This window comes from Streptomyces bauhiniae (assembly GCF_004784475.1).
Taxonomy (GTDB): Bacteria; Actinomycetota; Actinomycetes; order Streptomycetales; family Streptomycetaceae; genus Streptomyces; species Streptomyces seoulensis.
Genome location: NZ_SRRT01000001.1, coordinates 169,602 through 189,404 on the forward strand (window position 1 = coordinate 169,602; position 19,803 = coordinate 189,404).

Sequence of the window (19,803 nt, forward strand, 5' to 3'; positions counted from 1 at the left end):
GGACCCCGCCGACCCCCAGGCCCCCGTTTCAGACCACAGACTTACGACACTGAGAGGGATTGACGCATAGTGCTCGACGTCAACTTCTTCGACGAGCTCCGGATCGGCCTGGCCACCGCGGACGACATCCGCCAGTGGAGCCACGGCGAGGTCAAGAAGCCCGAGACCATCAACTACCGCACCCTCAAGCCCGAGAAGGACGGACTCTTCTGCGAGAAGATCTTCGGTCCGACCCGGGACTGGGAGTGCTACTGCGGCAAGTACAAGCGTGTCCGCTTCAAGGGCATCATCTGTGAGCGCTGTGGCGTCGAGGTCACGCGCGCCAAGGTGCGCCGTGAGCGGATGGGCCACATCGAGCTCGCCGCTCCCGTCACCCACATCTGGTACTTCAAGGGCGTTCCGTCGCGGCTGGGCTACCTGCTCGACCTCGCCCCGAAGGACCTCGAGAAGGTCATCTACTTCGCCGCGTACATGATCACGTACGTCGACGAGGAGCGCCGTCAGCGCGACCTGCCGTCGCTGGAGGCCCACGTCTCCGTCGAGCGTCAGCAGATCGAGAACCGCCGCGACTCCGACCTGGAGAACCGCGCCAAGAAGCTCGAGACCGACCTGGCCGAGCTGGAGGCCGAGGGCGCCAAGGCGGACGTGCGCCGCAAGGTGCGCGAGGGCGCCGAGCGCGAGATGAAGCAGCTCCGTGACCGCGCGCAGCGCGAGATCGACCGCCTCGACGAGGTGTGGAACCGCTTCAAGAACCTCAAGGTCCAGGACCTCGAGGGCGACGAGCTGCTCTACCGCGAGCTGCGTGACCGCTTCGGCACGTACTTCGACGGTTCGATGGGTGCCGCGGCGCTGCAGAAGCGCCTGGAGTCCTTCGACCTGGAGGAGGAGGCCGAGCGCCTCCGCGAGATCATCCGTACCGGCAAGGGCCAGAAGAAGACCCGTGCGCTCAAGCGCCTCAAGGTCGTCTCCGCGTTCCTGCAGACCTCCAACAGCCCCAAGGGCATGGTCCTGGACTGCGTCCCGGTCATCCCGCCGGACCTGCGTCCGATGGTGCAGCTCGACGGTGGCCGCTTCGCGACCTCCGACCTGAACGACCTGTACCGCCGTGTCATCAACCGCAACAACCGCCTGAAGCGGCTTCTCGACCTCGGCGCGCCCGAGATCATCGTGAACAACGAGAAGCGCATGCTCCAGGAGGCCGTGGACGCCCTCTTCGACAACGGTCGTCGTGGTCGCCCGGTCACCGGTCCCGGCAACCGCCCGCTGAAGTCCCTGAGCGACATGCTCAAGGGCAAGCAGGGTCGTTTCCGTCAGAACCTGCTCGGCAAGCGAGTCGACTACTCGGCGCGTTCCGTCATCGTCGTCGGCCCGCAGCTCAAGCTGCACCAGTGCGGTCTGCCCAAGGCGATGGCGCTGGAGCTGTTCAAGCCGTTCGTGATGAAGCGCCTGGTCGACCTGAACCACGCGCAGAACATCAAGAGCGCCAAGCGCATGGTGGAGCGCGGCCGCACGGTCGTGTACGACGTCCTCGAAGAGGTCATCGCCGAGCACCCGGTGCTGCTGAACCGTGCTCCCACCCTGCACCGCCTCGGCATCCAGGCCTTCGAGCCGCAGCTCGTCGAGGGCAAGGCCATCCAGATCCACCCGCTCGTCTGCACCGCGTTCAACGCGGACTTCGACGGTGACCAGATGGCCGTGCACCTGCCGCTCTCCGCGGAGGCGCAGGCCGAGGCCCGCATCCTGATGCTGTCCTCGAACAACATCCTCAAGCCCGCCGACGGCCGTCCGGTGACGATGCCGACCCAGGACATGGTCCTCGGTCTGTTCTTCCTCACCACCGACGGCGAACTCCGTGACACCAAGGGCGAGGGCCGCGCGTTCGGCTCCACGGCCGAGGCGACCATGGCGTTCGACGCCGGCGAGCTGGCCCTGCAGTCGCCGATCGACATCCGCTTCCCGGTGGGCACCATCCCGCCGCGTGGCTGGACGCCGCCGGCGCGCGAGGAGGGCGAGCCCGAGTGGCAGCAGGGGGACTCGTTCCGCCTGCGCACCACGCTGGGCCGCGCGCTCTTCAACGAGCTGCTGCCCGAGGACTACCCGTTCGTCGACTACTCGGTGGGCAAGAAGCAGCTCTCCGAGATCGTCAACGACCTGGCCGAGCGCTACCCCAAGGTCATCGTGGCGGCGACGCTCGACAACCTGAAGGCGGCGGGCTTCTACTGGGCGACCCGTTCCGGCGTCACCGTGGCCATCTCCGACGTCGTCGTTCCCGAGGCGAAGAAGGAGATCGTCAAGGGCTACGAGGCGCAGGACGAGAAGGTCCAGAAGCAGTACGAGCGCGGTCTGATCACCAAGGAAGAGCGCACGCAGGAACTCATCGCGATCTGGACCAAGGCGACCAACGAGGTCGCCGAGGCGATGAACGCGAACTTCCCCAAGACGAACCCCATCTTCATGATGGTTGACTCGGGTGCCCGAGGAAACATGATGCAGATGCGGCAGATCGCCGGTATGCGTGGTCTGGTGTCGAACGCCAAGAACGAGACCATCCCGCGTCCGATCAAGGCGTCCTTCCGTGAGGGCCTGTCCGTGCTGGAGTACTTCATCTCCACGCACGGTGCCCGTAAGGGTCTGGCGGACACCGCCCTGCGTACCGCCGACTCGGGTTACCTCACCCGTCGTCTGGTGGACGTCTCGCAGGACGTCATCATCCGCGAGGAGGACTGCGGCACCGAGCGCGGCCTCAAGCTGTCGATCGCCGAGCGCGGCGCCGACGGTGTGCTGCGCAAGGCGGACAACGTCGAGACGTCCGTGTACGCGCGCTGCCTCGCCGAGGACATCGTCGTCGACGGCAAGGTGCTGGCCCCGGCCGGCACCGACCTGGGCGACGTGCTCATCGACGAGCTGGTCAAGCACGGCGTCGAGGAGGTCAAGACCCGCTCGGTCCTGACCTGCGAGTCCGCCGTCGGCACCTGCGCGATGTGCTACGGCCGTTCGCTGGCCACCGGCAAGCTGGTCGACATCGGTGAGGCGGTCGGCATCATCGCCGCCCAGTCCATCGGTGAGCCCGGTACCCAGTTGACGATGCGTACCTTCCACACCGGTGGTGTGGCCGGTGACGACATCACCCAGGGTCTGCCCCGTGTGGTCGAGCTCTTCGAGGCCCGTACCCCGAAGGGTGTCGCCCCGATCTCCGAGGCTTCCGGCCGCGTGCGGATCGAGGAGACCGAGAAGACCAAGAAGCTCGTCGTGACCCCGGACGACGGCAGCGACGAGACGGCGTTCCCGATCTCCAAGCGCGCCAAGGTCCTGGTCCGCGAGGGCGAGCACGTCGAGGTGGGCCAGCAGCTCACCGTGGGTGCCACCAACCCGCACGACGTGCTGCGCATCCTGGGTCAGCGTGCCGTCCAGGTCCACCTGGTCGGCGAGGTCCAGAAGGTCTACAACTCGCAGGGTGTGTCGATCCACGACAAGCACATCGAGATCATCATCCGGCAGATGCTCCGCCGGGTGACGATCATCGAGTCCGGCGACGCCGAGCTGCTGCCCGGCGAGCTGGTCGAGCGCTCGAAGTTCGAGACCGAGAACCGTCGTGTGGTCCAGGAGAACGGACACCCGGCCTCCGGCCGTCCGCAGCTCATGGGTATCACCAAGGCGTCGCTGGCGACGGAGTCGTGGCTGTCCGCGGCCTCCTTCCAGGAGACGACCAGGGTCCTGACGGACGCGGCGATCAACGCCAAGTCCGACTCCCTGATCGGCCTCAAGGAGAACGTCATCATCGGTAAGCTCATCCCGGCCGGTACGGGTCTGTCCCGCTACCGCAACATCCGGGTCGAGCCGACCGAGGAGGCCAAGGCCGCGATGTACTCGGCCGTCGGCTACGACGACATCGACTACTCGCCGTTCGGCGCCGGCTCCGGCCAGGCCGTTCCGCTGGAGGACTACGACTACGGTCCGTACAACCAGTAGGCGAGCAGCCGCAAGGCACGCTTGAACTGAAGGGCGGCATCCTCACGGGGGTGCCGCCCTTCGGCGTTTCCCCCCGCACCGCGGACATTTGGGCGCATCATGGAAGAACCCCGGTCGGGGGTTCGGGAGGTGCTCCGTGTCGCAGCCGTCGTCGCAGCCGTCGTGGCAGCCGCCGCGCCCGCAGAACTGGCCCGTGGCTCCGCACCCCGTGTACTGGCCGGCGCCGCCCCAAGGGCCGGGCGGGGGAGCGGCGTTCATGCTGGCCTCGCACGCGGACCGGGAGCGGGCGGTGGACGTGCTGCGCGCCGGGTTCGCCGAAGGGCGGCTGGAGAAGGACGAGTTCGACCGGCGCGTGAGCCGGGTCTACGCGGCCCGTACGGTGGGGGAGCTGGCCCTGGTGGTGGCCGACCTGCCGCAGGGCCCGGCGCCGCATCCGGGGCCCGTGGCGGCCGTACCGCAGGTGTTCCTGGCCACACCGCGGCCGGCGCAGAACGGCAGGGCGGTCGGGTCCATGGTGTGCGGGCTGCTGTGCCTGCTGACCGCGGGGCTGACCGGAATCCCGGCCGTGGTGCTCGGGCACACCGCCCGCGCGGAGATCCGCCGCACCGGCGAGGACGGCGACGGACTGGCTCTGACCGGCCTCGTTCTGGGCTGGCTGTCCGTCGGCGGCTGGGCGCTGTTCTGGCTGCTGCTGATCGCGGTGGACGTGCTGGACTGACGGCGGGACGACGGCAGGGTGATGACAGAGATGTGGCGCGGTGTGTGCGCTACGTGAAATCGTAGATCGTTGACGGCGTTGGGACTTGACATGCCCTGTCCGTCACGGGGGGCCGCCTCGCATTTGTTTTGACCGAAGTCCGTGCGATAGGTACGCTCAGACCTTGTGCCTGGGGTGTGCCCTGGCTCCCGTGTGTGCCACTCACCGCACGGCGAGCCGTCAGCGGCCACCGAGATCCGCGCTCTTCCCTTTGCGGCGGGAGTCCGCGGGTTCGACACACCCGACCGCGTGGGTCGGAAGTCGTTCCAGGTTAGCTTCACCATTCGGCACACAGAAACCGGAGAAGTAGTGCCTACGATCCAGCAGCTGGTCCGTAAGGGCCGGCAGGACAAGGTCGAGAAGAACAAGACGCCCGCACTCGAGGGTTCGCCCCAGCGTCGTGGCGTCTGCACGCGTGTGTTCACGACCACCCCGAAGAAGCCGAACTCGGCCCTGCGTAAGGTCGCGCGTGTGCGTCTGACCAGCGGCATCGAGGTCACGGCCTACATCCCGGGTGAGGGACACAACCTGCAGGAGCACTCCATCGTGCTCGTGCGCGGCGGCCGTGTGAAGGACCTGCCGGGTGTTCGCTACAAGATCATCCGCGGTTCGCTCGACACCCAGGGTGTCAAGAACCGCAAGCAGGCCCGCAGCCGCTACGGCGCCAAGAAGGAGAAGTAAGAATGCCTCGTAAGGGCCCCGCCCCGAAGCGCCCGGTCATCATCGACCCGGTCTACGGTTCTCCTCTGGTGACCTCCCTCATCAACAAGGTGCTGCTGAACGGCAAGCGCTCCACCGCCGAGCGCATCGTCTACGGCGCCATGGAGGGTCTGCGTGAGAAGACGGGCAACGACCCGATCATCACGCTGAAGCGCGCGCTGGAGAACATCAAGCCGACCCTCGAGGTCAAGTCCCGCCGCGTCGGCGGTGCGACGTACCAGGTGCCGATCGAGGTCAAGCCCGGTCGCGCCAACACGCTCGCGCTGCGCTGGCTCGTCGGTTACTCCCGCGCCCGTCGCGAGAAGACGATGACCGAGCGTCTGCTCAACGAGCTTCTCGACGCTTCGAACGGCCTCGGTGCGGCCGTCAAGAAGCGCGAGGACACGCACAAGATGGCCGAGTCCAACAAGGCCTTCGCGCACTACCGCTGGTAGTCGCTACCCACATCGAGACCGAGAGAAGACCGAAGCCTTATGGCTACCACTTCACTTGACCTGGCCAAGGTCCGCAACATCGGGATCATGGCCCACATCGACGCGGGCAAGACGACCACCACCGAGCGGATCCTGTTCTACACCGGTGTGTCGTACAAGATCGGTGAGGTCCACGACGGCGCCGCCACGATGGACTGGATGGAGCAGGAGCAGGAGCGTGGCATCACGATCACGTCCGCTGCGACCACCTGCCACTGGCCCCTCGAGGGCAGTGACTACACCATCAACATCATCGACACCCCGGGTCACGTCGACTTCACCGTCGAGGTGGAGCGTTCGCTCCGCGTGCTCGACGGCGCCGTGACGGTGTTCGACGGTGTCGCCGGTGTGGAGCCGCAGTCCGAGACGGTGTGGCGTCAGGCCGACCGTTACGGCGTGCCGCGCATCTGCTTCGTCAACAAGCTGGACCGTACCGGCGCCGAGTTCCACCGCTGTGTGGACATGATCTCGGACCGCCTGGGCGCCCAGCCGCTCGTCATGCAGCTCCCGATCGGTGCCGAGGCGGACTTCAAGGGCGTCATCGACCTGGTCCGCATGAAGGCGCTCGTGTGGTCCGCCGAGGCCGCCAAGGGCGAGATGTACGACACCGTCGACATCCCGGCCACGCACACCGAGGCCGCCGAGGAATGGCGCGCCAAGCTGGTCGAGGCCGTCGCGGAGAACGACGAAGAGATCATGGAGCTGTACCTGGAGGGCGAGGAGCCCACCGAGGAGCAGCTCTACGCCGCGATCCGTCGTATCACCATCGCGTCCGGCAAGTCCGACGGCACCACGGTCACCCCGGTGTTCTGCGGTACCGCGTTCAAGAACAAGGGCGTCCAGCCCCTGCTCGACGCGGTCGTGCGCTACCTGCCGACCCCGCTCGACGTCGAGGCCATCGAGGGCCACGACGTCAAGGACCCCGAGGTCGTCGTCAAGCGCAAGCCGTCCGAGGACGAGCCGCTGTCCGCGCTCGCGTTCAAGATCATGAGCGACCCGCACCTGGGCAAGCTCACCTTCGTCCGGGTCTACTCGGGCCGCCTGGAGTCCGGCACCTCGGTGCTGAACTCCGTCAAGGGCAAGAAGGAGCGCATCGGCAAGATCTACCGCATGCACGCCAACAAGCGTGAGGAGATCGAGTCGGTGGGCGCCGGCGACATCGTCGCCGTCATGGGCCTGAAGCAGACCACCACCGGTGAGACGCTGTCCGACGACAAGAACCCGGTGATCCTGGAGTCCATGGACTTCCCGGCGCCGGTCATCCAGGTCGCCATCGAGCCCAAGTCCAAGGGTGACCAGGAGAAGCTGGGTGTCGCCATCCAGCGTCTCGCGGAGGAGGACCCCTCCTTCCAGGTCCACTCGGACGAGGAGACCGGCCAGACCATCATCGGCGGTATGGGCGAGCTGCACCTCGAGGTGCTGGTCGACCGCATGCGCCGTGAGTTCAAGGTCGAGGCCAACGTCGGCAAGCCGCAGGTCGCGTACCGCGAGACGATCCGCAAGGGCGTCGAGCGTCACGACTACACCCACAAGAAGCAGACCGGTGGTACCGGTCAGTTCGCGAAGGTGCAGATCGCGATCGAGCCCATCGAGGGCGGCGACGCGTCGTACGAGTTCGTGAACAAGGTCACCGGTGGCCGCATCCCGAAGGAGTACATCCCTTCGGTGGACGCCGGTGCGCAGGAGGCCATGCAGTTCGGCATCCTGGCCGGCTACGAGATGACGGGCGTCCGCGTCATTCTTCTCGACGGTGGCTACCACGAGGTCGACTCCTCCGAGCTCGCCTTCAAGATCGCCGGTTCGCAGGCCTTCAAGGAGGCCGCGCGCAAGGCTTCGCCCGTGCTCCTCGAGCCGATGATGGCCGTCGAGGTCACCACGCCCGAGGACTACATGGGTGAGGTCATCGGCGACATCAACTCCCGCCGTGGCCAGATCCAGGCCATGGAGGAGCGGGCCGGTGCCCGCGTCGTGAAGGGCCTCGTGCCCCTCTCGGAGATGTTCGGCTACGTCGGAGACCTCCGCAGCAAGACCTCGGGTCGCGCAAGCTACTCGATGCAGTTCGACTCCTACGCCGAGGTTCCCCGGAACGTCGCCGAGGAGATCATCGCGAAGGCCAAGGGCGAGTAACGCACCCCGTTTACACGCTTTAGGCTTGACACCGAACGCCGGGGTCGGACCACACGGAAAGACCCCGGCGGGCGGCATCCCAGCAAAGATCACCTGGCGCCGATGAGTAAGGCGTACCAGAACCACTCCACAGGAGGACCCAGTGGCGAAGGCGAAGTTCGAGCGGACTAAGCCGCACGTCAACATCGGCACCATCGGTCACATCGACCACGGTAAGACGACCCTCACGGCCGCCATTACCAAGGTGCTGCACGACGCGTACCCGGACCTGAACGAGGCCTCGGCCTTCGACCAGATCGACAAGGCTCCCGAGGAGCGCCAGCGCGGTATCACGATCTCGATCGCGCACGTCGAGTACCAGACCGAGACGCGTCACTACGCCCACGTCGACTGCCCCGGTCACGCGGACTACATCAAGAACATGATCACCGGTGCCGCGCAGATGGACGGCGCGATCCTCGTGGTCGCCGCCACCGACGGCCCGATGCCGCAGACCAAGGAGCACGTGCTCCTGGCCCGCCAGGTCGGCGTTCCGTACATCGTCGTCGCCCTGAACAAGGCCGACATGGTGGACGACGAGGAGATCCTGGAGCTCGTCGAGCTCGAGGTCCGTGAGCTCCTCTCCGAGTACGAGTTCCCGGGCGACGACCTGCCGGTCGTCAAGGTCTCGGCGCTCAAGGCGCTCGAGGGCGACAAGGAGTGGGGCAACACCGTCCTCGAGCTCATGAAGGCCGTGGACGAGAACATCCCGCAGCCCGAGCGTGACGTCGACAAGCCGTTCCTGATGCCGATCGAGGACGTCTTCACGATCACCGGTCGTGGCACCGTCGTCACCGGTCGTATCGAGCGTGGTGTCCTCAAGGTCAACGAGACCGTCGACATCGTGGGCATCAAGCCGGAGAAGACCACCACCACGGTCACCGGCATCGAGATGTTCCGCAAGCTGCTCGACGAGGGCCAGGCCGGTGAGAACGTCGGTCTGCTGCTCCGCGGCATCAAGCGCGAGGACGTCGAGCGCGGCCAGGTCATCATCAAGCCCGGTTCGGTCACCCCGCACACCGAGTTCGAGGCCCAGGCCTACATCCTGTCCAAGGACGAGGGTGGCCGCCACACGCCGTTCTTCAACAACTACCGCCCGCAGTTCTACTTCCGCACCACGGACGTGACCGGCGTCGTGACCCTCCCCGAGGGCACCGAGATGGTCATGCCGGGCGACAACACTGAGATGACCGTTTCGCTCATCCAGCCCGTCGCCATGGAAGAGGGCCTGAAGTTCGCCATCCGCGAGGGTGGCCGCACGGTGGGCGCCGGCCAGGTCACCAAGATCGTCAAGTAAGCACCCCTTGCTTGAGGGTCCTTGACCGACCCGAAGAGGCCCGCACGACATATGTCGTGCGGGCCTCTTTGCTGTTTCGGCGTGATGTTCGCCTCAGGCGATGAGCCCGATGGGTTTGACCTGCGTCACTCTCGGGGTAATCTACTCGGCTCGATTGGCCAGGGGGGTGGGCCATGTGGCAGACTGTCCGAGTTGCTCGGTCGAGTGTTGATGCTGCGCGCCTCCCGCCGGGAGGACCGGAAGCGAGTCCCACAGTACTCGTCAACCCCCTGGGGTTGGACGTACGGGAATCTTCCGGGAAGCGTGGGCGCAGCACCGACCAGGCGCCCGGTGGGCCTTCCGCCCCCGGCCCGCGGTACCGGCAGGGCCGTGTGCATTCCCTGAAGGGATGTTCCAGCGATGGGCATCTGTTTTAGCGGAAGTGCGACACGCCCGACCGCGTGGGTCGGAGAGAAGGCAGTGTGAAACTGCCGGGTTCCAGAGCGTGAGAGAAGACAGGACTACTGAGTAGCCATGGCGGGACAGAAGATCCGCATCCGGCTCAAGGCCTACGACCACGAGGTCATCGACTCCTCGGCGAAGAAGATCGTCGAGACGGTGACCCGCACTGGTGCGTCGGTCGCGGGCCCGGTGCCGCTGCCCACTGAGAAGAACGTGTACTGCGTCATCAAGTCGCCGCACAAGTACAAGGACTCGCGCGAGCACTTCGAGATGCGCACGCACAAGCGCCTGATCGACATCCTCGACCCGACGCCCAAGACCGTTGACTCCCTGATGCGACTCGACCTCCCGGCCGGTGTCGACATCGAGATCAAGCTCTAGGGATCGGTGATCTGAGAATGGCTAAGCAGATCAAGGGCATCCTGGGCGAGAAGCTCGGCATGACGCAGGTGTGGGACGAGAACAACCGTGTTGTTCCGGTCACCGTCGTCAAGGCCGGCCCCAACGTCGTCACCCAGGTCCGTACGAACGACGTCGACGGCTACGAGTCGGTCCAGATCGCCTTCGGCGAGATCGACCCGCGCAAGGTGAACAAGCCCCTCAAGGGCCACTTCGCCAAGGCCGACGTCACCCCGCGCCGCCACCTGGTGGAGCTCCGCACCTCCGACGCCAGCGACTACACGCTGGGCCAGGAGATCACTGCCGAGGTCTTCGAGTCGGGCGTCAAGGTCGACGTCACCGCGAAGAGCAAGGGCAAGGGCTTCGCCGGTGTCATGAAGCGCCACAACTTCAAGGGTGGCAAGGCGTCCCACGGTGCCCACCGTGTGCACCGCATGCCCGGTTCCATCGGTGGCTGTGCCACCCCCGGTCGTGTCTTCAAGGGCATGCGCATGGCGGGTCGCATGGGCAACGAGCGGGTCACCACCCAGAACCTGACCGTTCACGCCGTTGACGCGGAGAAGGGCCTGCTCCTCATCAAGGGCGCGGTTCCTGGTCCGAACGGCGGCCTCGTCCTGGTCCGCACCGCGGCCAAGGGGGCCTGAGGACTATGAGCACCATTGACATTCTGTCGCCCTCCGGCGACAACGCCGGGACCGTAGAGCTCCCGGCCGAGATCTTCGACGTCGAGAAGATCAGCGTTCCGCTGCTTCACCAGGTCGTCGTCGCGCAGCTTGCCGCCGCCCGTCAGGGCACGCACAAGGTCAAGCGTCGTGGCGAGGTCCGCGGTGGTGGCCGCAAGCCGTACCGCCAGAAGGGCACCGGCCGCGCGCGCCAGGGTTCGACCCGTGCGCCGCAGTTCGCCGGCGGTGGCGTCGTCCACGGCCCCACGCCGCGTGACTACTCGCAGCGGACCCCCAAGAAGATGAAGGCCGCGGCCCTGCGCCACGCCCTCACCGACCGGGCCCGCAACGCTCGTATCCACGTCATCACCGGCGTGGTCGAGGGCGACACCCCCTCCACCAAGGCCGCGAAGAGCTTCCTCGGCAAGGTCAGCGAGCGCAAGAACGTGCTCCTGGTCATCGAGCGCTCCGACGAGGCCGCGCTGCTTTCCGCGCGCAACCTGCCCCAGGTCCACATCCTGGAGCCGGGCCAGCTGAACACGTACGACGTTCTCGTCTCGGACGACGTGGTCTTCACCCAGGCCGCTTTCGAGTCCTTCGTGTCCGGCCCGAAGGCCAATGACACCGAAGGGAGCGAAGCCTGATGGCTACGCGCCACCCGAGCATCGCCTCGAAGGCCGCCAAGGCCGCCAAGGCCGCGCGCGTCGCCAAGGCGAAGCGTCACGCCACCGAGGGCAAGAACACCGTCGAGACCCCGCTGAGCAAGTCCTTCACGGACCCCCGTGACGTGCTGCTCAAGCCGGTCGTCTCGGAGAAGAGCTACGCGCTCCTCGACGAGGGCAAGTACACGTTCATCGTCGCCCCGAACGCCAACAAGACCCAGATCAAGCAGGCCGTCCAGGCGGTCTTCGACGTCAAGGTCACCGGGGTCAACACGATCAACCGCCAGGGCAAGCGCAAGCGCACGAAGACCGGTTTCGGTCAGCGTGCCGGCAGCAAGCGTGCGATCGTGACCCTCGCCGAGGGCGACCGTATCGACATCTTCGGCGGTCCGACCGCCTGACGGCGGTCTGGATCGTCCGATATCGGACGAGGACTGAGAAATGGGAATCCGCAAGTACAAGCCGACTACGCCGGGCCGTCGTGGCGCCAGCGTCGCCGACTTCGTCGAGGTCACGCGGTCCACGCCGGAGAAGTCGCTGGTCCGCCCGCTGCACAGCAAGGGCGGCCGTAACAACGCCGGTCGTGTGACCGTTCGCCACCAGGGTGGCGGACACAAGCGCGCCTACCGAGTGATCGACTTCCGTCGTCACGACAAGGACGGCGTGCCGGCGAAGGTCGCGCACATCGAGTACGACCCCAACCGCACCGCGCGCATCGCGCTGCTGCACTACGCGGACGGCGAGAAGCGCTACATCCTCGCCCCGCGCAACCTGCAGCAGGGCGACCGCGTCGAGAACGGTCCGGGCGCCGACATCAAGCCGGGCAACAACCTGGCGCTCCGCAACATCCCGGTCGGTACCACGATCCACGCGATCGAGCTCCGTCCCGGTGGCGGTGCCAAGTTCGCCCGCTCCGCCGGTGCGTCCGTGCAGCTCCTTGCGAAGGAGGGCTCCATGGCCCACCTCCGCATGCCGTCCGGCGAGATCCGTCTCGTCGACGTGCGCTGCCGCGCCACCGTCGGTGAGGTCGGCAACGCCGAGCAGAGCAACATCAACTGGGGTAAGGCCGGCCGTAAGCGGTGGCTGGGCGTTCGCCCGACCGTCCGTGGTGTGGTCATGAACCCGGTCGACCACCCGCACGGTGGTGGTGAGGGCCGGACCTCCGGTGGTCGCCACCCTGTGTCCCCGTGGGGCAAGAAGGAAGGCCGTACTCGTTCGCCCAAGAAGGCGTCGAACAAGTACATCGTCCGCCGCCGCAAGACGAACAAGAAGCGCTAAGGACGGGTTGAGATGCCTCGTAGCTTGAAGAAGGGGCCCTTCGTCGACGACCACCTGATCAAGAAGGTGGACGTCCAGAACGAAGCCGGCACCAAGAACGTCATCAAGACCTGGTCCCGTCGCTCGATGATCGTCCCGGCGATGCTGGGCCACACGATCGCGGTGCACAACGGCAAGACCCACATCCCGGTGTTCGTCACCGAGTCGATGGTCGGCCACAAGCTCGGCGAGTTCTCGCCGACCCGCACCTTCCGCGGCCACGTCAAGGACGACCGGAAGTCGAAGCGCCGCTAGTAGCGGATCGCATTCAGACACGTAAGTAACTGAGAGGGACAACCATGGAAGCCAGGGCCCAGGCGCGGTACATCCGCGTTACGCCCATGAAGGCCCGCCGCGTGGTGGACCTTATCCGTGGCATGGATGCCACGGAGGCTCAGGCTGTTCTGCGATTCGCTCCGCAGGCAGCCTCCGTGCCGGTCGGCAAGGTGCTCGACAGCGCCATCGCCAACGCCGCGCACAACTACGACCACACCGACGCCGACAGCCTCTTCATTTCCGAGGCCTACGTCGACGAGGGCCCGACCCTGAAGCGGTTCCGGCCGCGCGCCCAGGGCCGTGCCTACCGGATCCGCAAGCGGACCAGCCACATCACCGTGGTCGTCAGCAGCAAGGAAGGAACCCGGTAATGGGCCAGAAGGTAAACCCGCACGGGTTCCGGCTCGGTGTCACGACCGACTTCAAGTCGCGTTGGTACGCCGACAAGCTCTACAAGGACTACGTCAAGGAAGACGTGGCCATCCGTCGCATGCTGACGCAGGGCATGGAGCGCGCGGGCATCTCCAAGGTGGAGATCGAGCGCACCCGTGACCGTGTCCGCGTCGACATCCACACCGCGCGTCCGGGCATCGTCATCGGCCGCCGCGGTGCGGAGGCCGACAAGATCCGCGGTCAGCTCGAGAAGCTGACGGGCAAGCAGGTCCAGCTCAACATCCTCGAGGTCAAGAACCCCGAGACGGATGCTCAGCTCGTGGCCCAGGCCGTCGCCGAGCAGCTTTCCTCGCGTGTCTCCTTCCGCCGTGCCATGCGCAAGAGCATGCAGTCGGCGATGAAGGCCGGCGCCAAGGGCATCAAGATCCAGTGCGGTGGCCGCCTCGGTGGCGCCGAGATGTCCCGCTCGGAGTTCTACCGCGAGGGCCGTGTGCCCCTGCACACGCTCCGCGCGAACGTGGACTACGGCTTCTTCGAGGCCAAGACGACCTTCGGCCGCATCGGCGTGAAGGTCTGGATCTACAAGGGCGACGTCAAGAACATCGCCGAGGTCCGCGCCGAGAACGCTGCGGCCCGTGCGGGTAACCGCCCGGCCCGTGGCGGCGCCGACCGCCCGGCCCGTGGTGGCCGTGGTGGCGAGCGTGGTGGGCGCGGTCGCAAGCCGCAGCAGGCTGCCGGCGCCGAGGCCCCCAAGGCCGAGGCTCCCGCTGCCGCCGCTCCGGCTGAGAGCACCGGAACGGAGGCCTGACCGTCATGCTGATCCCCCGTAGGGTCAAGCACCGCAAGCAGCACCACCCGAAGCGCAGTGGTATGGCCAAGGGTGGCACGCAGGTCGCGTTCGGCGAGTACGGCATCCAGGCGCTGACCCCGGCGTATGTGACGAACCGTCAGATCGAAGCGGCTCGTATCGCCATGACCCGCCACATCAAGCGTGGCGGCAAGGTCTGGATCAACATCTACCCGGACCGTCCCCTCACCAAGAAGCCTGCCGAGACCCGCATGGGTTCCGGTAAGGGTTCCCCGGAGTGGTGGATCGCCAACGTCAAGCCCGGACGCGTCATGTTCGAGCTGTCGTACCCCAACGAGAAGATTGCGCGTGAGGCCCTCACTCGTGCGGCCCACAAGCTGCCGATGAAGTGCCGGATCGTCAAGCGCGAGGCAGGTGAAGCGTGATGTCGGCCGGTACCAAGGCGTCCGAGCTGCGCGAGCTGGGCAACGAGGAGCTTCTTGCGAAGCTCCGCGAGGCCAAGGAAGAGCTGTTCAATCTCCGCTTCCAGGCGGCGACTGGTCAGCTCGAGAACCACGGCCGTCTGAAGGCGGTCCGCAAGGACATCGCGCGGATCTACACCCTGATGCGCGAGCGTGAGCTGGGCATCGAGACGGTGGAGAACGCATGAGCGAGAAGAACGTGACTGAGAACGCAGAGGCCCGCGGCTTCCGCAAGACCCGTGAGGGTCTCGTCGTCAGCGACAAGATGGACAAGACCGTCGTCGTCGCCGTCGAGGACCGCGTGAAGCACGCGCTGTACGGCAAGGTCATCCGCCGTACGAACAAGCTCAAGGCCCACGACGAGCAGAACGCCGCCGGCGTCGGCGACCGTGTCCTCCTCGCGGAGACCCGGCCGCTGTCCTCGACGAAGCGCTGGCGCATCGTCGAGATCCTCGAGAAGGCCAAGTAATTCCTGCGGGGCAAATCCCGCAGGACAGTTCCGCCAGGCTCGGTCGGGGTTCCCGTTCTTCGTAGGAACGAGACCCCGGCCGGGAACCGGCAGACAAACAGGAGATAGACGTGATCCAGCAGGAGTCGCGGCTGCGTGTCGCCGACAACACTGGTGCGAAGGAGATCCTTTGCATCCGTGTGCTCGGTGGCTCCGGTCGCCGCTACGCGGGCATCGGTGACGTCATCGTCGCCACCGTCAAGGACGCGATCCCCGGCGGCAACGTGAAGAAGGGTGACGTCATCAAGGCGGTCATCGTTCGCACCGTCAAGGAGCGCCGCCGTCCCGACGGCTCGTACATCCGCTTCGACGAGAACGCCGCTGTCATTCTCAAGAACGACGGCGACCCTCGCGGCACCCGTATCTTCGGCCCCGTCGGCCGTGAGCTGCGCGAGAAGAAGTTCATGAAGATCATCTCGCTCGCGCCGGAGGTGCTGTAAGCATGAAGATCAAGAAGGGCGACCTGGTCCAGGTCATCACCGGTAAGGACAAGGGCAAGCAGGGCAAGGTCATTGCCGCTTACCCGCGCGACGAGCGTGTCCTGGTCGAGGGTGTCAACCGGGTCAAGAAGCACACCAAGGCCGGCCCCACCGCCAGCGGTTCGCAGGCGGGCGGCATCGTCACGACCGAGGCGCCCATCCACGTCTCCAACGTCCAGTTGGTCGTTGAGAAGGATGGCAACAAGGTCGTCACGCGTGTCGGCTACCGCTTCGACGACGAAGGCAACAAGATCCGCGTTGCCAAGCGGACGGGTGAGGACATCTGATGGCTACCACCACCACTCCGCGTCTGAAGACGAAGTACCGCGAGGAGATCGCGGGCAAGCTGCGTGACGAGTTCAAGTACGAGAACGTCATGCAGATCCCCGGCCTCGTCAAGATCGTGGTCAACATGGGTGTGGGCGACGCCGCCCGCGACTCCAAGCTGATCGAGGGCGCCATCCGCGACCTCACCACGATCACCGGTCAGAAGCCGGCCGTCACCAAGGCCCGCAAGTCCATCGCGCAGTTCAAGCTGCGCGAGGGTCAGCCGATCGGTGCCCACGTCACGCTCCGTGGCGACCGCATGTGGGAGTTCCTGGACCGCACCCTGTCGCTGGCGCTTCCGCGCATCCGCGACTTCCGCGGCCTGTCCCCCAAGCAGTTCGACGGCCGTGGCAACTACACCTTCGGTCTCACGGAGCAGGTCATGTTCCACGAGATCGACCAGGACAAGATCGACCGCGTCCGGGGTATGGACATCACCGTGGTCACCACGGCGACCAACGACGCTGAGGGCCGCGCGCTCCTTCGTCACCTCGGCTTCCCGTTCAAGGAGGCGTGAGCGAGATGGCGAAGAAGGCTCTTATCGCTAAGGCTGCTCGCAAGCCCAAGTTCGGTGTGCGTGGCTACACGCGCTGCCAGCGCTGCGGCCGTCCGCACTCCGTGTACCGCAAGTTCGGCCTCTGCCGCGTGTGCCTTCGTGAGATGGCTCACCGTGGCGAGCTGCCGGGCGTGACCAAGAGCTCCTGGTAATCCCCTTAAACAGGGATTCCTGAAGCTCTCGGTAAGCAACTGGGCCGACAGGGGCCCGCCCCCACATGCCGTAGGCTTGCGGGGTCGGGCGTCTGTCGCGCCCGTACGACTTACTACGCCGTAGGTCCACCGCGCCGCACCCGTCCCGTCCCGGATCGGGGAGAGGGATGGCGCACCAGGAAACCCCGGCGAGAGAGGCCGAAGGCCAATTCATGACCATGACTGATCCGATCGCAGACATGCTTACGCGTCTGCGGAACGCGAACTCGGCATACCACGACTCCGTGACGATGCCGTCCTCGAAGATCAAGTCTCACATCGCGGAGATCCTCCAGCAGGAGGGCTTCATCACGGGCTGGAAGGTCGAGGACGCCGAGGTCGGCAAGAACCTCGTCCTGGAGCTGAAGTTCGGCCCCAACCGTGAGCGCTCCATCGCGGGGATCAAGCGCATCTCCAAGCCCGGTCTCCGGGTTTACGCGAAGTCCACCAACCTGCCGAAGGTGCTCGGCGGCCTGGGCGTGGCGATCATCTCCACGTCGCACGGTCTCCTCACCGACAAGCAGGCCGGCAAGAAGGGCGTGGGTGGGGAAGTCCTCGCCTACGTCTGGTAACGGAAGGGAACGGAGGAAACAGCTATGTCGCGTATTGGCAAGCTCCCCATCACGGTTCCCGCCGGCGTGGACGTCACCATCGACGGCCGTACGGTCGCGGTCAAGGGCCCCAAGGGCTCGCTGACCCACACCGTCGTCGCGCCGATCGACATCGTCAGGGATGAGGACGGCACCCTCGCGGTGACCCGTCCCAACGACGAGCGTCAGAACAAGGCCCTGCACGGCCTGTCCCGCACGCTGGTGGCGAACATGATCACCGGCGTGACCCAGGGTTACGTGAAGAAGCTCGAGATCAGCGGTGTCGGTTACCGCGTCACGGCCAAGGGCTCGAACCTCGAGTTCGCGCTCGGCTACAGCCACCCGATCGTCGTCGAGGCGCCCGAGGGCATCACCTTCAAGGTGGAGAGCCCGACCCGCTTCCAGGTCGAGGGCATCGACAAGCAGAAGGTCGGCGAGGTTGCGGCCAACATCCGCAAGCTGCGCAAGCCCGACCCGTACAAGGCCAAGGGTGTCAAGTACGAGGGCGAAGTCATCCGCCGCAAGGTCGGAAAGGCGGGTAAGTAAGCCATGGCATACGGACAGAAGATCCTCAAGGGCGACGCCTACAAGCGCGCCGCGATCAAGCGCCGCCACATCCGGATTCGCAAGAACATCTCCGGTACGGCGGAGCGTCCGCGTCTGGTCGTGACCCGCTCCAACCGTCACATCGTGGCGCAGGTGATCGACGACCTCAAGGGCCACACCCTGGCCTCCGCGTCCACGCTGGACGCGTCGGTCCGGAGCGGCGAGGGCGACAAGTCCGCGCAGGCCAAGCAGGTCGGCGCCCTGGTCGCCGAGCGTGCCAAGGCCGCCGGCGTCGAGGCTGTCGTGTTCGACCGTGGTGGCAACCAGTACGCCGGGCGCATCGCCGCCCTGGCGGACGCCGCCCGCGAAGCCGGACTGAAGTTCTGATCCGGTTCCGTAGCTAGCGGAAACAGAGAGAGGTAATTCCAATGGCTGGACCCCAGCGCCGCGGTGGCGGTGCCGGTGGCGGCGAGCGGCGGGACCGGAAGGGCCGTGACGGCGGCGCAGCCGCCGCCGAGAAGACCGCTTACGTTGAGCGCGTTGTCGCGATCAACCGTGTCGCCAAGGTTGTGAAGGGTGGTCGTCGCTTCAGCTTCACCGCGCTGGTCGTGGTGGGCGACGGTGACGGCACCGTGGGTGTCGGTTACGGCAAGGCCAAGGAGGTGCCGGCCGCCATCGCCAAGGGTGTTGAGGAGGCCAAGAAGCACTTCTTCAAGGTCCCCCGTATCCAGGGCACCATCCCGCACCCCATCCAGGGTGAGAAGGCTGCCGGCGTCGTGCTGCTCAAGCCCGCGTCCCCGGGTACCGGTGTTATCGCCGGTGGTCCGGTGCGTGCCGTGCTCGAGTGCGCCGGTATCCACGACATCCTGTCGAAGTCCCTGGGCTCCGACAACGCGATCAACATCGTGCACGCCACCGTGGCGGCCCTCAAGGGCCTGCAGCGTCCCGAGGAGGTCGCGGCCCGCCGCGGTCTGCCGCTCGAGGACGTCGCCCCCGCGGCTCTGCTGCGTGCGCGTGCCGGGGCTGGTGCGTAATGGCGCAGCTCAAGATCACGCAGGTCAAGTCCTACATCGGCAGCAAGCAGAACCACCGTGACACCCTGCGTTCCCTTGGTCTCAAGGGGATCAACACGCAGGTCGTCAAGGAGGACCGCCCCGAGTTCCGCGGCATGGTGCACACCGTCCGCCACCTCGTGACGGTCGAGGAGGTCGACTGATCATGGCGGAGCAGAACCCGCTCAAGATCCACAACCTCCGTCCGGCCCCCGGCGCCAAGACCGCGAAGACCCGTGTCGGTCGTGGTGAGGCGTCGAAGGGTAAGACGGCCGGTCGTGGTACCAAGGGCACGAAGGCCCGTTACCAGGTTCCGGAGCGCTTCGAGGGTGGCCAGATGCCCCTCCACATGCGTCTCCCGAAGCTCAAGGGCTTCAAGAACCCGTTCAAGACCGAGTTCCAGGTCGTGAACCTCGAGAAGCTGGCCGCGCTCTACCCCGAGGGTGGCGAGGTCACCGTCGAGGGTCTGGTGGCCAAGGGTGCCGTTCGCAAGAACAGCCTCGTCAAGGTCCTGGGCCAGGGCGAGATCTCCGTGGCGCTGCAGGTGACGGTCGACGCCGTCTCCGGTTCCGCCAAGGAGAAGATCACCGCTGCCGGCGGTACGGTCACCGAGCTGGTCTGAGGCCCTCACGGGTCCCTCAAGGTCACTCGATGACGTAGACGATCCCGACCGGGGATACCCCACAATGGGGTATCCCCGGTTGGTCGTTCCTAGGGGGGCGGTGTCGCCGGTAAGGTGGCCAGCGCTGTTCC

27 protein-coding genes are annotated in these 19,803 nt (G+C 66.3%); all 27 read left to right on the top strand.

What is annotated here, in order from left to right; all coding sequences use genetic code 11:
• Positions 1-69 precede the first annotated feature (69 nt).
• The 27 genes from E5083_RS00855 (at position 70) to rplO (ending at position 19,672) form a co-directional block, all read left to right on the top strand.
• Positions 70-3,969, top strand: a complete 3,900-nt coding sequence (locus E5083_RS00855; protein WP_135783683.1) for a DNA-directed RNA polymerase subunit beta' — start codon at positions 70-72, stop codon at positions 3,967-3,969.
• Between the two features lie 256 nt (positions 3,970-4,225).
• Positions 4,226-4,687: a DUF1707 and DUF4190 domain-containing protein gene (locus E5083_RS00860; RefSeq protein ID WP_135783684.1), complete on the top strand. Its 462-nt coding sequence runs from the start codon at positions 4,226-4,228 to the stop codon at positions 4,685-4,687.
• 348 nt (positions 4,688-5,035) lie between these two features.
• Positions 5,036-5,407 carry a 30S ribosomal protein S12 gene (rpsL, locus tag E5083_RS00865; protein WP_003948652.1) on the top strand — a complete coding sequence of 124 codons (372 nt, stop codon included), beginning with the start codon at positions 5,036-5,038 and terminating at the stop codon, positions 5,405-5,407.
• Positions 5,408-5,409: 2 nt separating this feature from the next.
• The gene (gene rpsG / locus E5083_RS00870; RefSeq protein WP_003992340.1) at positions 5,410-5,880 is read left to right on the top strand and encodes a 30S ribosomal protein S7; all 471 of its coding nucleotides are present in this window, start codon (positions 5,410-5,412) and stop codon (positions 5,878-5,880) included.
• A 39-nt stretch (positions 5,881-5,919) separates the two neighbouring features.
• On the top strand, positions 5,920-8,046 hold the full coding sequence (gene fusA / locus E5083_RS00875; RefSeq protein WP_135783685.1) for an elongation factor G: 2,127 nt from the start codon (positions 5,920-5,922) through the stop codon (positions 8,044-8,046).
• Between the two features lie 142 nt (positions 8,047-8,188).
• Positions 8,189-9,382, top strand: coding sequence for an elongation factor Tu (gene tuf, locus E5083_RS00880; protein ID WP_030811655.1), 1,194 nt, complete (start codon positions 8,189-8,191; stop codon positions 9,380-9,382).
• A gap of 513 nt (positions 9,383-9,895) precedes the next feature.
• Complete coding sequence (gene rpsJ, locus E5083_RS00885) at positions 9,896-10,204, top strand: 30S ribosomal protein S10 (protein ID WP_003948644.1); 309 nt, start codon at positions 9,896-9,898, stop codon at positions 10,202-10,204.
• A 17-nt stretch (positions 10,205-10,221) separates the two neighbouring features.
• Entirely contained in the window at positions 10,222-10,866 is a 645-nt protein-coding gene (gene rplC / locus E5083_RS00890; RefSeq protein ID WP_030811658.1) for a 50S ribosomal protein L3, read from the top strand.
• A 5-nt stretch (positions 10,867-10,871) separates the two neighbouring features.
• On the top strand, positions 10,872-11,528 hold the full coding sequence (rplD, locus tag E5083_RS00895) for a 50S ribosomal protein L4 (RefSeq protein WP_030811662.1): 657 nt from the start codon (positions 10,872-10,874) through the stop codon (positions 11,526-11,528).
• Positions 11,528-11,947 carry a 50S ribosomal protein L23 gene (gene rplW, locus E5083_RS00900; RefSeq protein ID WP_030811665.1) on the top strand — a complete coding sequence of 140 codons (420 nt, stop codon included), beginning with the start codon at positions 11,528-11,530 and terminating at the stop codon, positions 11,945-11,947. Before rplD ends, rplW begins: the two co-directional genes overlap by 1 nt.
• A 40-nt stretch (positions 11,948-11,987) precedes the next feature.
• Complete coding sequence (gene rplB, locus E5083_RS00905; protein ID WP_030811669.1) at positions 11,988-12,824, top strand: 50S ribosomal protein L2; 837 nt, start codon at positions 11,988-11,990, stop codon at positions 12,822-12,824.
• Between the two features lie 12 nt (positions 12,825-12,836).
• Positions 12,837-13,118: a 30S ribosomal protein S19 gene (rpsS, locus tag E5083_RS00910; RefSeq protein WP_003948639.1), complete on the top strand. Its 282-nt coding sequence runs from the start codon at positions 12,837-12,839 to the stop codon at positions 13,116-13,118.
• Positions 13,119-13,162: 44 nt separating this feature from the next.
• Positions 13,163-13,510, top strand: a complete 348-nt coding sequence (gene rplV / locus E5083_RS00915) for a 50S ribosomal protein L22 (RefSeq protein ID WP_003974262.1) — start codon at positions 13,163-13,165, stop codon at positions 13,508-13,510.
• The gene (gene rpsC / locus E5083_RS00920; RefSeq protein WP_030811675.1) at positions 13,510-14,340 is read left to right on the top strand and encodes a 30S ribosomal protein S3; all 831 of its coding nucleotides are present in this window, start codon (positions 13,510-13,512) and stop codon (positions 14,338-14,340) included. Before rplV ends, rpsC begins: the two co-directional genes overlap by 1 nt.
• A 5-nt stretch (positions 14,341-14,345) precedes the next feature.
• Complete coding sequence (gene rplP, locus E5083_RS00925; RefSeq protein WP_030811678.1) at positions 14,346-14,765, top strand: 50S ribosomal protein L16; 420 nt, start codon at positions 14,346-14,348, stop codon at positions 14,763-14,765.
• On the top strand, positions 14,765-14,989 hold the full coding sequence (gene rpmC / locus E5083_RS00930; protein ID WP_007494763.1) for a 50S ribosomal protein L29: 225 nt from the start codon (positions 14,765-14,767) through the stop codon (positions 14,987-14,989). Before rplP ends, rpmC begins: the two co-directional genes overlap by 1 nt.
• A complete protein-coding gene (gene rpsQ, locus E5083_RS00935; protein WP_030811683.1) occupies positions 14,986-15,270 on the top strand; it encodes a 30S ribosomal protein S17 in 285 nt (94 codons plus the stop codon). Before rpmC ends, rpsQ begins: the two co-directional genes overlap by 4 nt.
• A 110-nt stretch (positions 15,271-15,380) precedes the next feature.
• Entirely contained in the window at positions 15,381-15,749 is a 369-nt protein-coding gene (rplN, locus tag E5083_RS00940) for a 50S ribosomal protein L14 (protein ID WP_003992364.1), read from the top strand.
• 2 nt (positions 15,750-15,751) lie between these two features.
• Positions 15,752-16,075: a 50S ribosomal protein L24 gene (gene rplX / locus E5083_RS00945; RefSeq protein WP_018543913.1), complete on the top strand. Its 324-nt coding sequence runs from the start codon at positions 15,752-15,754 to the stop codon at positions 16,073-16,075.
• Positions 16,075-16,632: a 50S ribosomal protein L5 gene (gene rplE / locus E5083_RS00950; RefSeq protein ID WP_007494758.1), complete on the top strand. Its 558-nt coding sequence runs from the start codon at positions 16,075-16,077 to the stop codon at positions 16,630-16,632. The genes rplX and rplE overlap by 1 nt, the downstream gene beginning before the upstream one ends.
• A 5-nt stretch (positions 16,633-16,637) precedes the next feature.
• Positions 16,638-16,823: a type Z 30S ribosomal protein S14 gene (locus tag E5083_RS00955; RefSeq protein ID WP_003948630.1), complete on the top strand. Its 186-nt coding sequence runs from the start codon at positions 16,638-16,640 to the stop codon at positions 16,821-16,823.
• Between the two features lie 212 nt (positions 16,824-17,035).
• Complete coding sequence (gene rpsH / locus E5083_RS00965; protein WP_030811690.1) at positions 17,036-17,434, top strand: 30S ribosomal protein S8; 399 nt, start codon at positions 17,036-17,038, stop codon at positions 17,432-17,434.
• A 24-nt stretch (positions 17,435-17,458) separates the two neighbouring features.
• Positions 17,459-17,998 carry a 50S ribosomal protein L6 gene (gene rplF / locus E5083_RS00970; RefSeq protein WP_030811694.1) on the top strand — a complete coding sequence of 180 codons (540 nt, stop codon included), beginning with the start codon at positions 17,459-17,461 and terminating at the stop codon, positions 17,996-17,998.
• Between the two features lie 3 nt (positions 17,999-18,001).
• On the top strand, positions 18,002-18,385 hold the full coding sequence (gene rplR / locus E5083_RS00975) for a 50S ribosomal protein L18 (RefSeq protein WP_030811697.1): 384 nt from the start codon (positions 18,002-18,004) through the stop codon (positions 18,383-18,385).
• A gap of 41 nt (positions 18,386-18,426) precedes the next feature.
• Complete coding sequence (gene rpsE, locus E5083_RS00980) at positions 18,427-19,032, top strand: 30S ribosomal protein S5 (RefSeq protein WP_007494753.1); 606 nt, start codon at positions 18,427-18,429, stop codon at positions 19,030-19,032.
• Complete coding sequence (rpmD, locus tag E5083_RS00985; protein WP_003974250.1) at positions 19,032-19,214, top strand: 50S ribosomal protein L30; 183 nt, start codon at positions 19,032-19,034, stop codon at positions 19,212-19,214. Before rpsE ends, rpmD begins: the two co-directional genes overlap by 1 nt.
• Positions 19,215-19,216: 2 nt before the next feature.
• Positions 19,217-19,672 carry a 50S ribosomal protein L15 gene (gene rplO / locus E5083_RS00990; protein WP_031180865.1) on the top strand — a complete coding sequence of 152 codons (456 nt, stop codon included), beginning with the start codon at positions 19,217-19,219 and terminating at the stop codon, positions 19,670-19,672.
• Positions 19,673-19,803 lie beyond the last annotated feature (131 nt).

Excerpts from the sequence above, each read along its gene's own strand:
- E5083_RS00860 (WP_135783684.1), top strand. The coding sequence starts at position 4,226 with ATGCTGGCCTCGCACGCGGACCGGGAGCGGGCGGTGGACGTGCTGCGC.
- rpsG (WP_003992340.1), top strand. The coding sequence starts at position 5,410 with ATGCCTCGTAAGGGCCCCGCCCCGAAGCGCCCGGTCATCATCGACCCG.
- fusA (WP_135783685.1), top strand. The coding sequence starts at position 5,920 with ATGGCTACCACTTCACTTGACCTGGCCAAGGTCCGCAACATCGGGATC.
- rpsJ (WP_003948644.1), top strand. The coding sequence starts at position 9,896 with ATGGCGGGACAGAAGATCCGCATCCGGCTCAAGGCCTACGACCACGAG.
- rplC (WP_030811658.1), top strand. The coding sequence starts at position 10,222 with ATGGCTAAGCAGATCAAGGGCATCCTGGGCGAGAAGCTCGGCATGACG.
- rplD (WP_030811662.1), top strand. The coding sequence starts at position 10,872 with ATGAGCACCATTGACATTCTGTCGCCCTCCGGCGACAACGCCGGGACC.
- rplW (WP_030811665.1), top strand. The coding sequence starts at position 11,528 with ATGGCTACGCGCCACCCGAGCATCGCCTCGAAGGCCGCCAAGGCCGCC.
- rplB (WP_030811669.1), top strand. The coding sequence starts at position 11,988 with ATGGGAATCCGCAAGTACAAGCCGACTACGCCGGGCCGTCGTGGCGCC.
- rpsS (WP_003948639.1), top strand. The coding sequence starts at position 12,837 with ATGCCTCGTAGCTTGAAGAAGGGGCCCTTCGTCGACGACCACCTGATC.
- rplV (WP_003974262.1), top strand. The coding sequence starts at position 13,163 with ATGGAAGCCAGGGCCCAGGCGCGGTACATCCGCGTTACGCCCATGAAG.
- rpsC (WP_030811675.1), top strand. The coding sequence starts at position 13,510 with ATGGGCCAGAAGGTAAACCCGCACGGGTTCCGGCTCGGTGTCACGACC.
- rplP (WP_030811678.1), top strand. The coding sequence starts at position 14,346 with ATGCTGATCCCCCGTAGGGTCAAGCACCGCAAGCAGCACCACCCGAAG.
- rpmC (WP_007494763.1), top strand. The coding sequence starts at position 14,765 with ATGTCGGCCGGTACCAAGGCGTCCGAGCTGCGCGAGCTGGGCAACGAG.
- rpsQ (WP_030811683.1), top strand. The coding sequence starts at position 14,986 with ATGAGCGAGAAGAACGTGACTGAGAACGCAGAGGCCCGCGGCTTCCGC.
- rplX (WP_018543913.1), top strand. The coding sequence starts at position 15,752 with ATGAAGATCAAGAAGGGCGACCTGGTCCAGGTCATCACCGGTAAGGAC.
- rplE (WP_007494758.1), top strand. The coding sequence starts at position 16,075 with ATGGCTACCACCACCACTCCGCGTCTGAAGACGAAGTACCGCGAGGAG.
- E5083_RS00955 (WP_003948630.1), top strand. The coding sequence starts at position 16,638 with ATGGCGAAGAAGGCTCTTATCGCTAAGGCTGCTCGCAAGCCCAAGTTC.
- rpsH (WP_030811690.1), top strand. The coding sequence starts at position 17,036 with ATGACCATGACTGATCCGATCGCAGACATGCTTACGCGTCTGCGGAAC.
- rplF (WP_030811694.1), top strand. The coding sequence starts at position 17,459 with ATGTCGCGTATTGGCAAGCTCCCCATCACGGTTCCCGCCGGCGTGGAC.
- rplR (WP_030811697.1), top strand. The coding sequence starts at position 18,002 with ATGGCATACGGACAGAAGATCCTCAAGGGCGACGCCTACAAGCGCGCC.
- rpsE (WP_007494753.1), top strand. The coding sequence starts at position 18,427 with ATGGCTGGACCCCAGCGCCGCGGTGGCGGTGCCGGTGGCGGCGAGCGG.
- rpmD (WP_003974250.1), top strand. The coding sequence starts at position 19,032 with ATGGCGCAGCTCAAGATCACGCAGGTCAAGTCCTACATCGGCAGCAAG.
- rplO (WP_031180865.1), top strand. The coding sequence starts at position 19,217 with ATGGCGGAGCAGAACCCGCTCAAGATCCACAACCTCCGTCCGGCCCCC.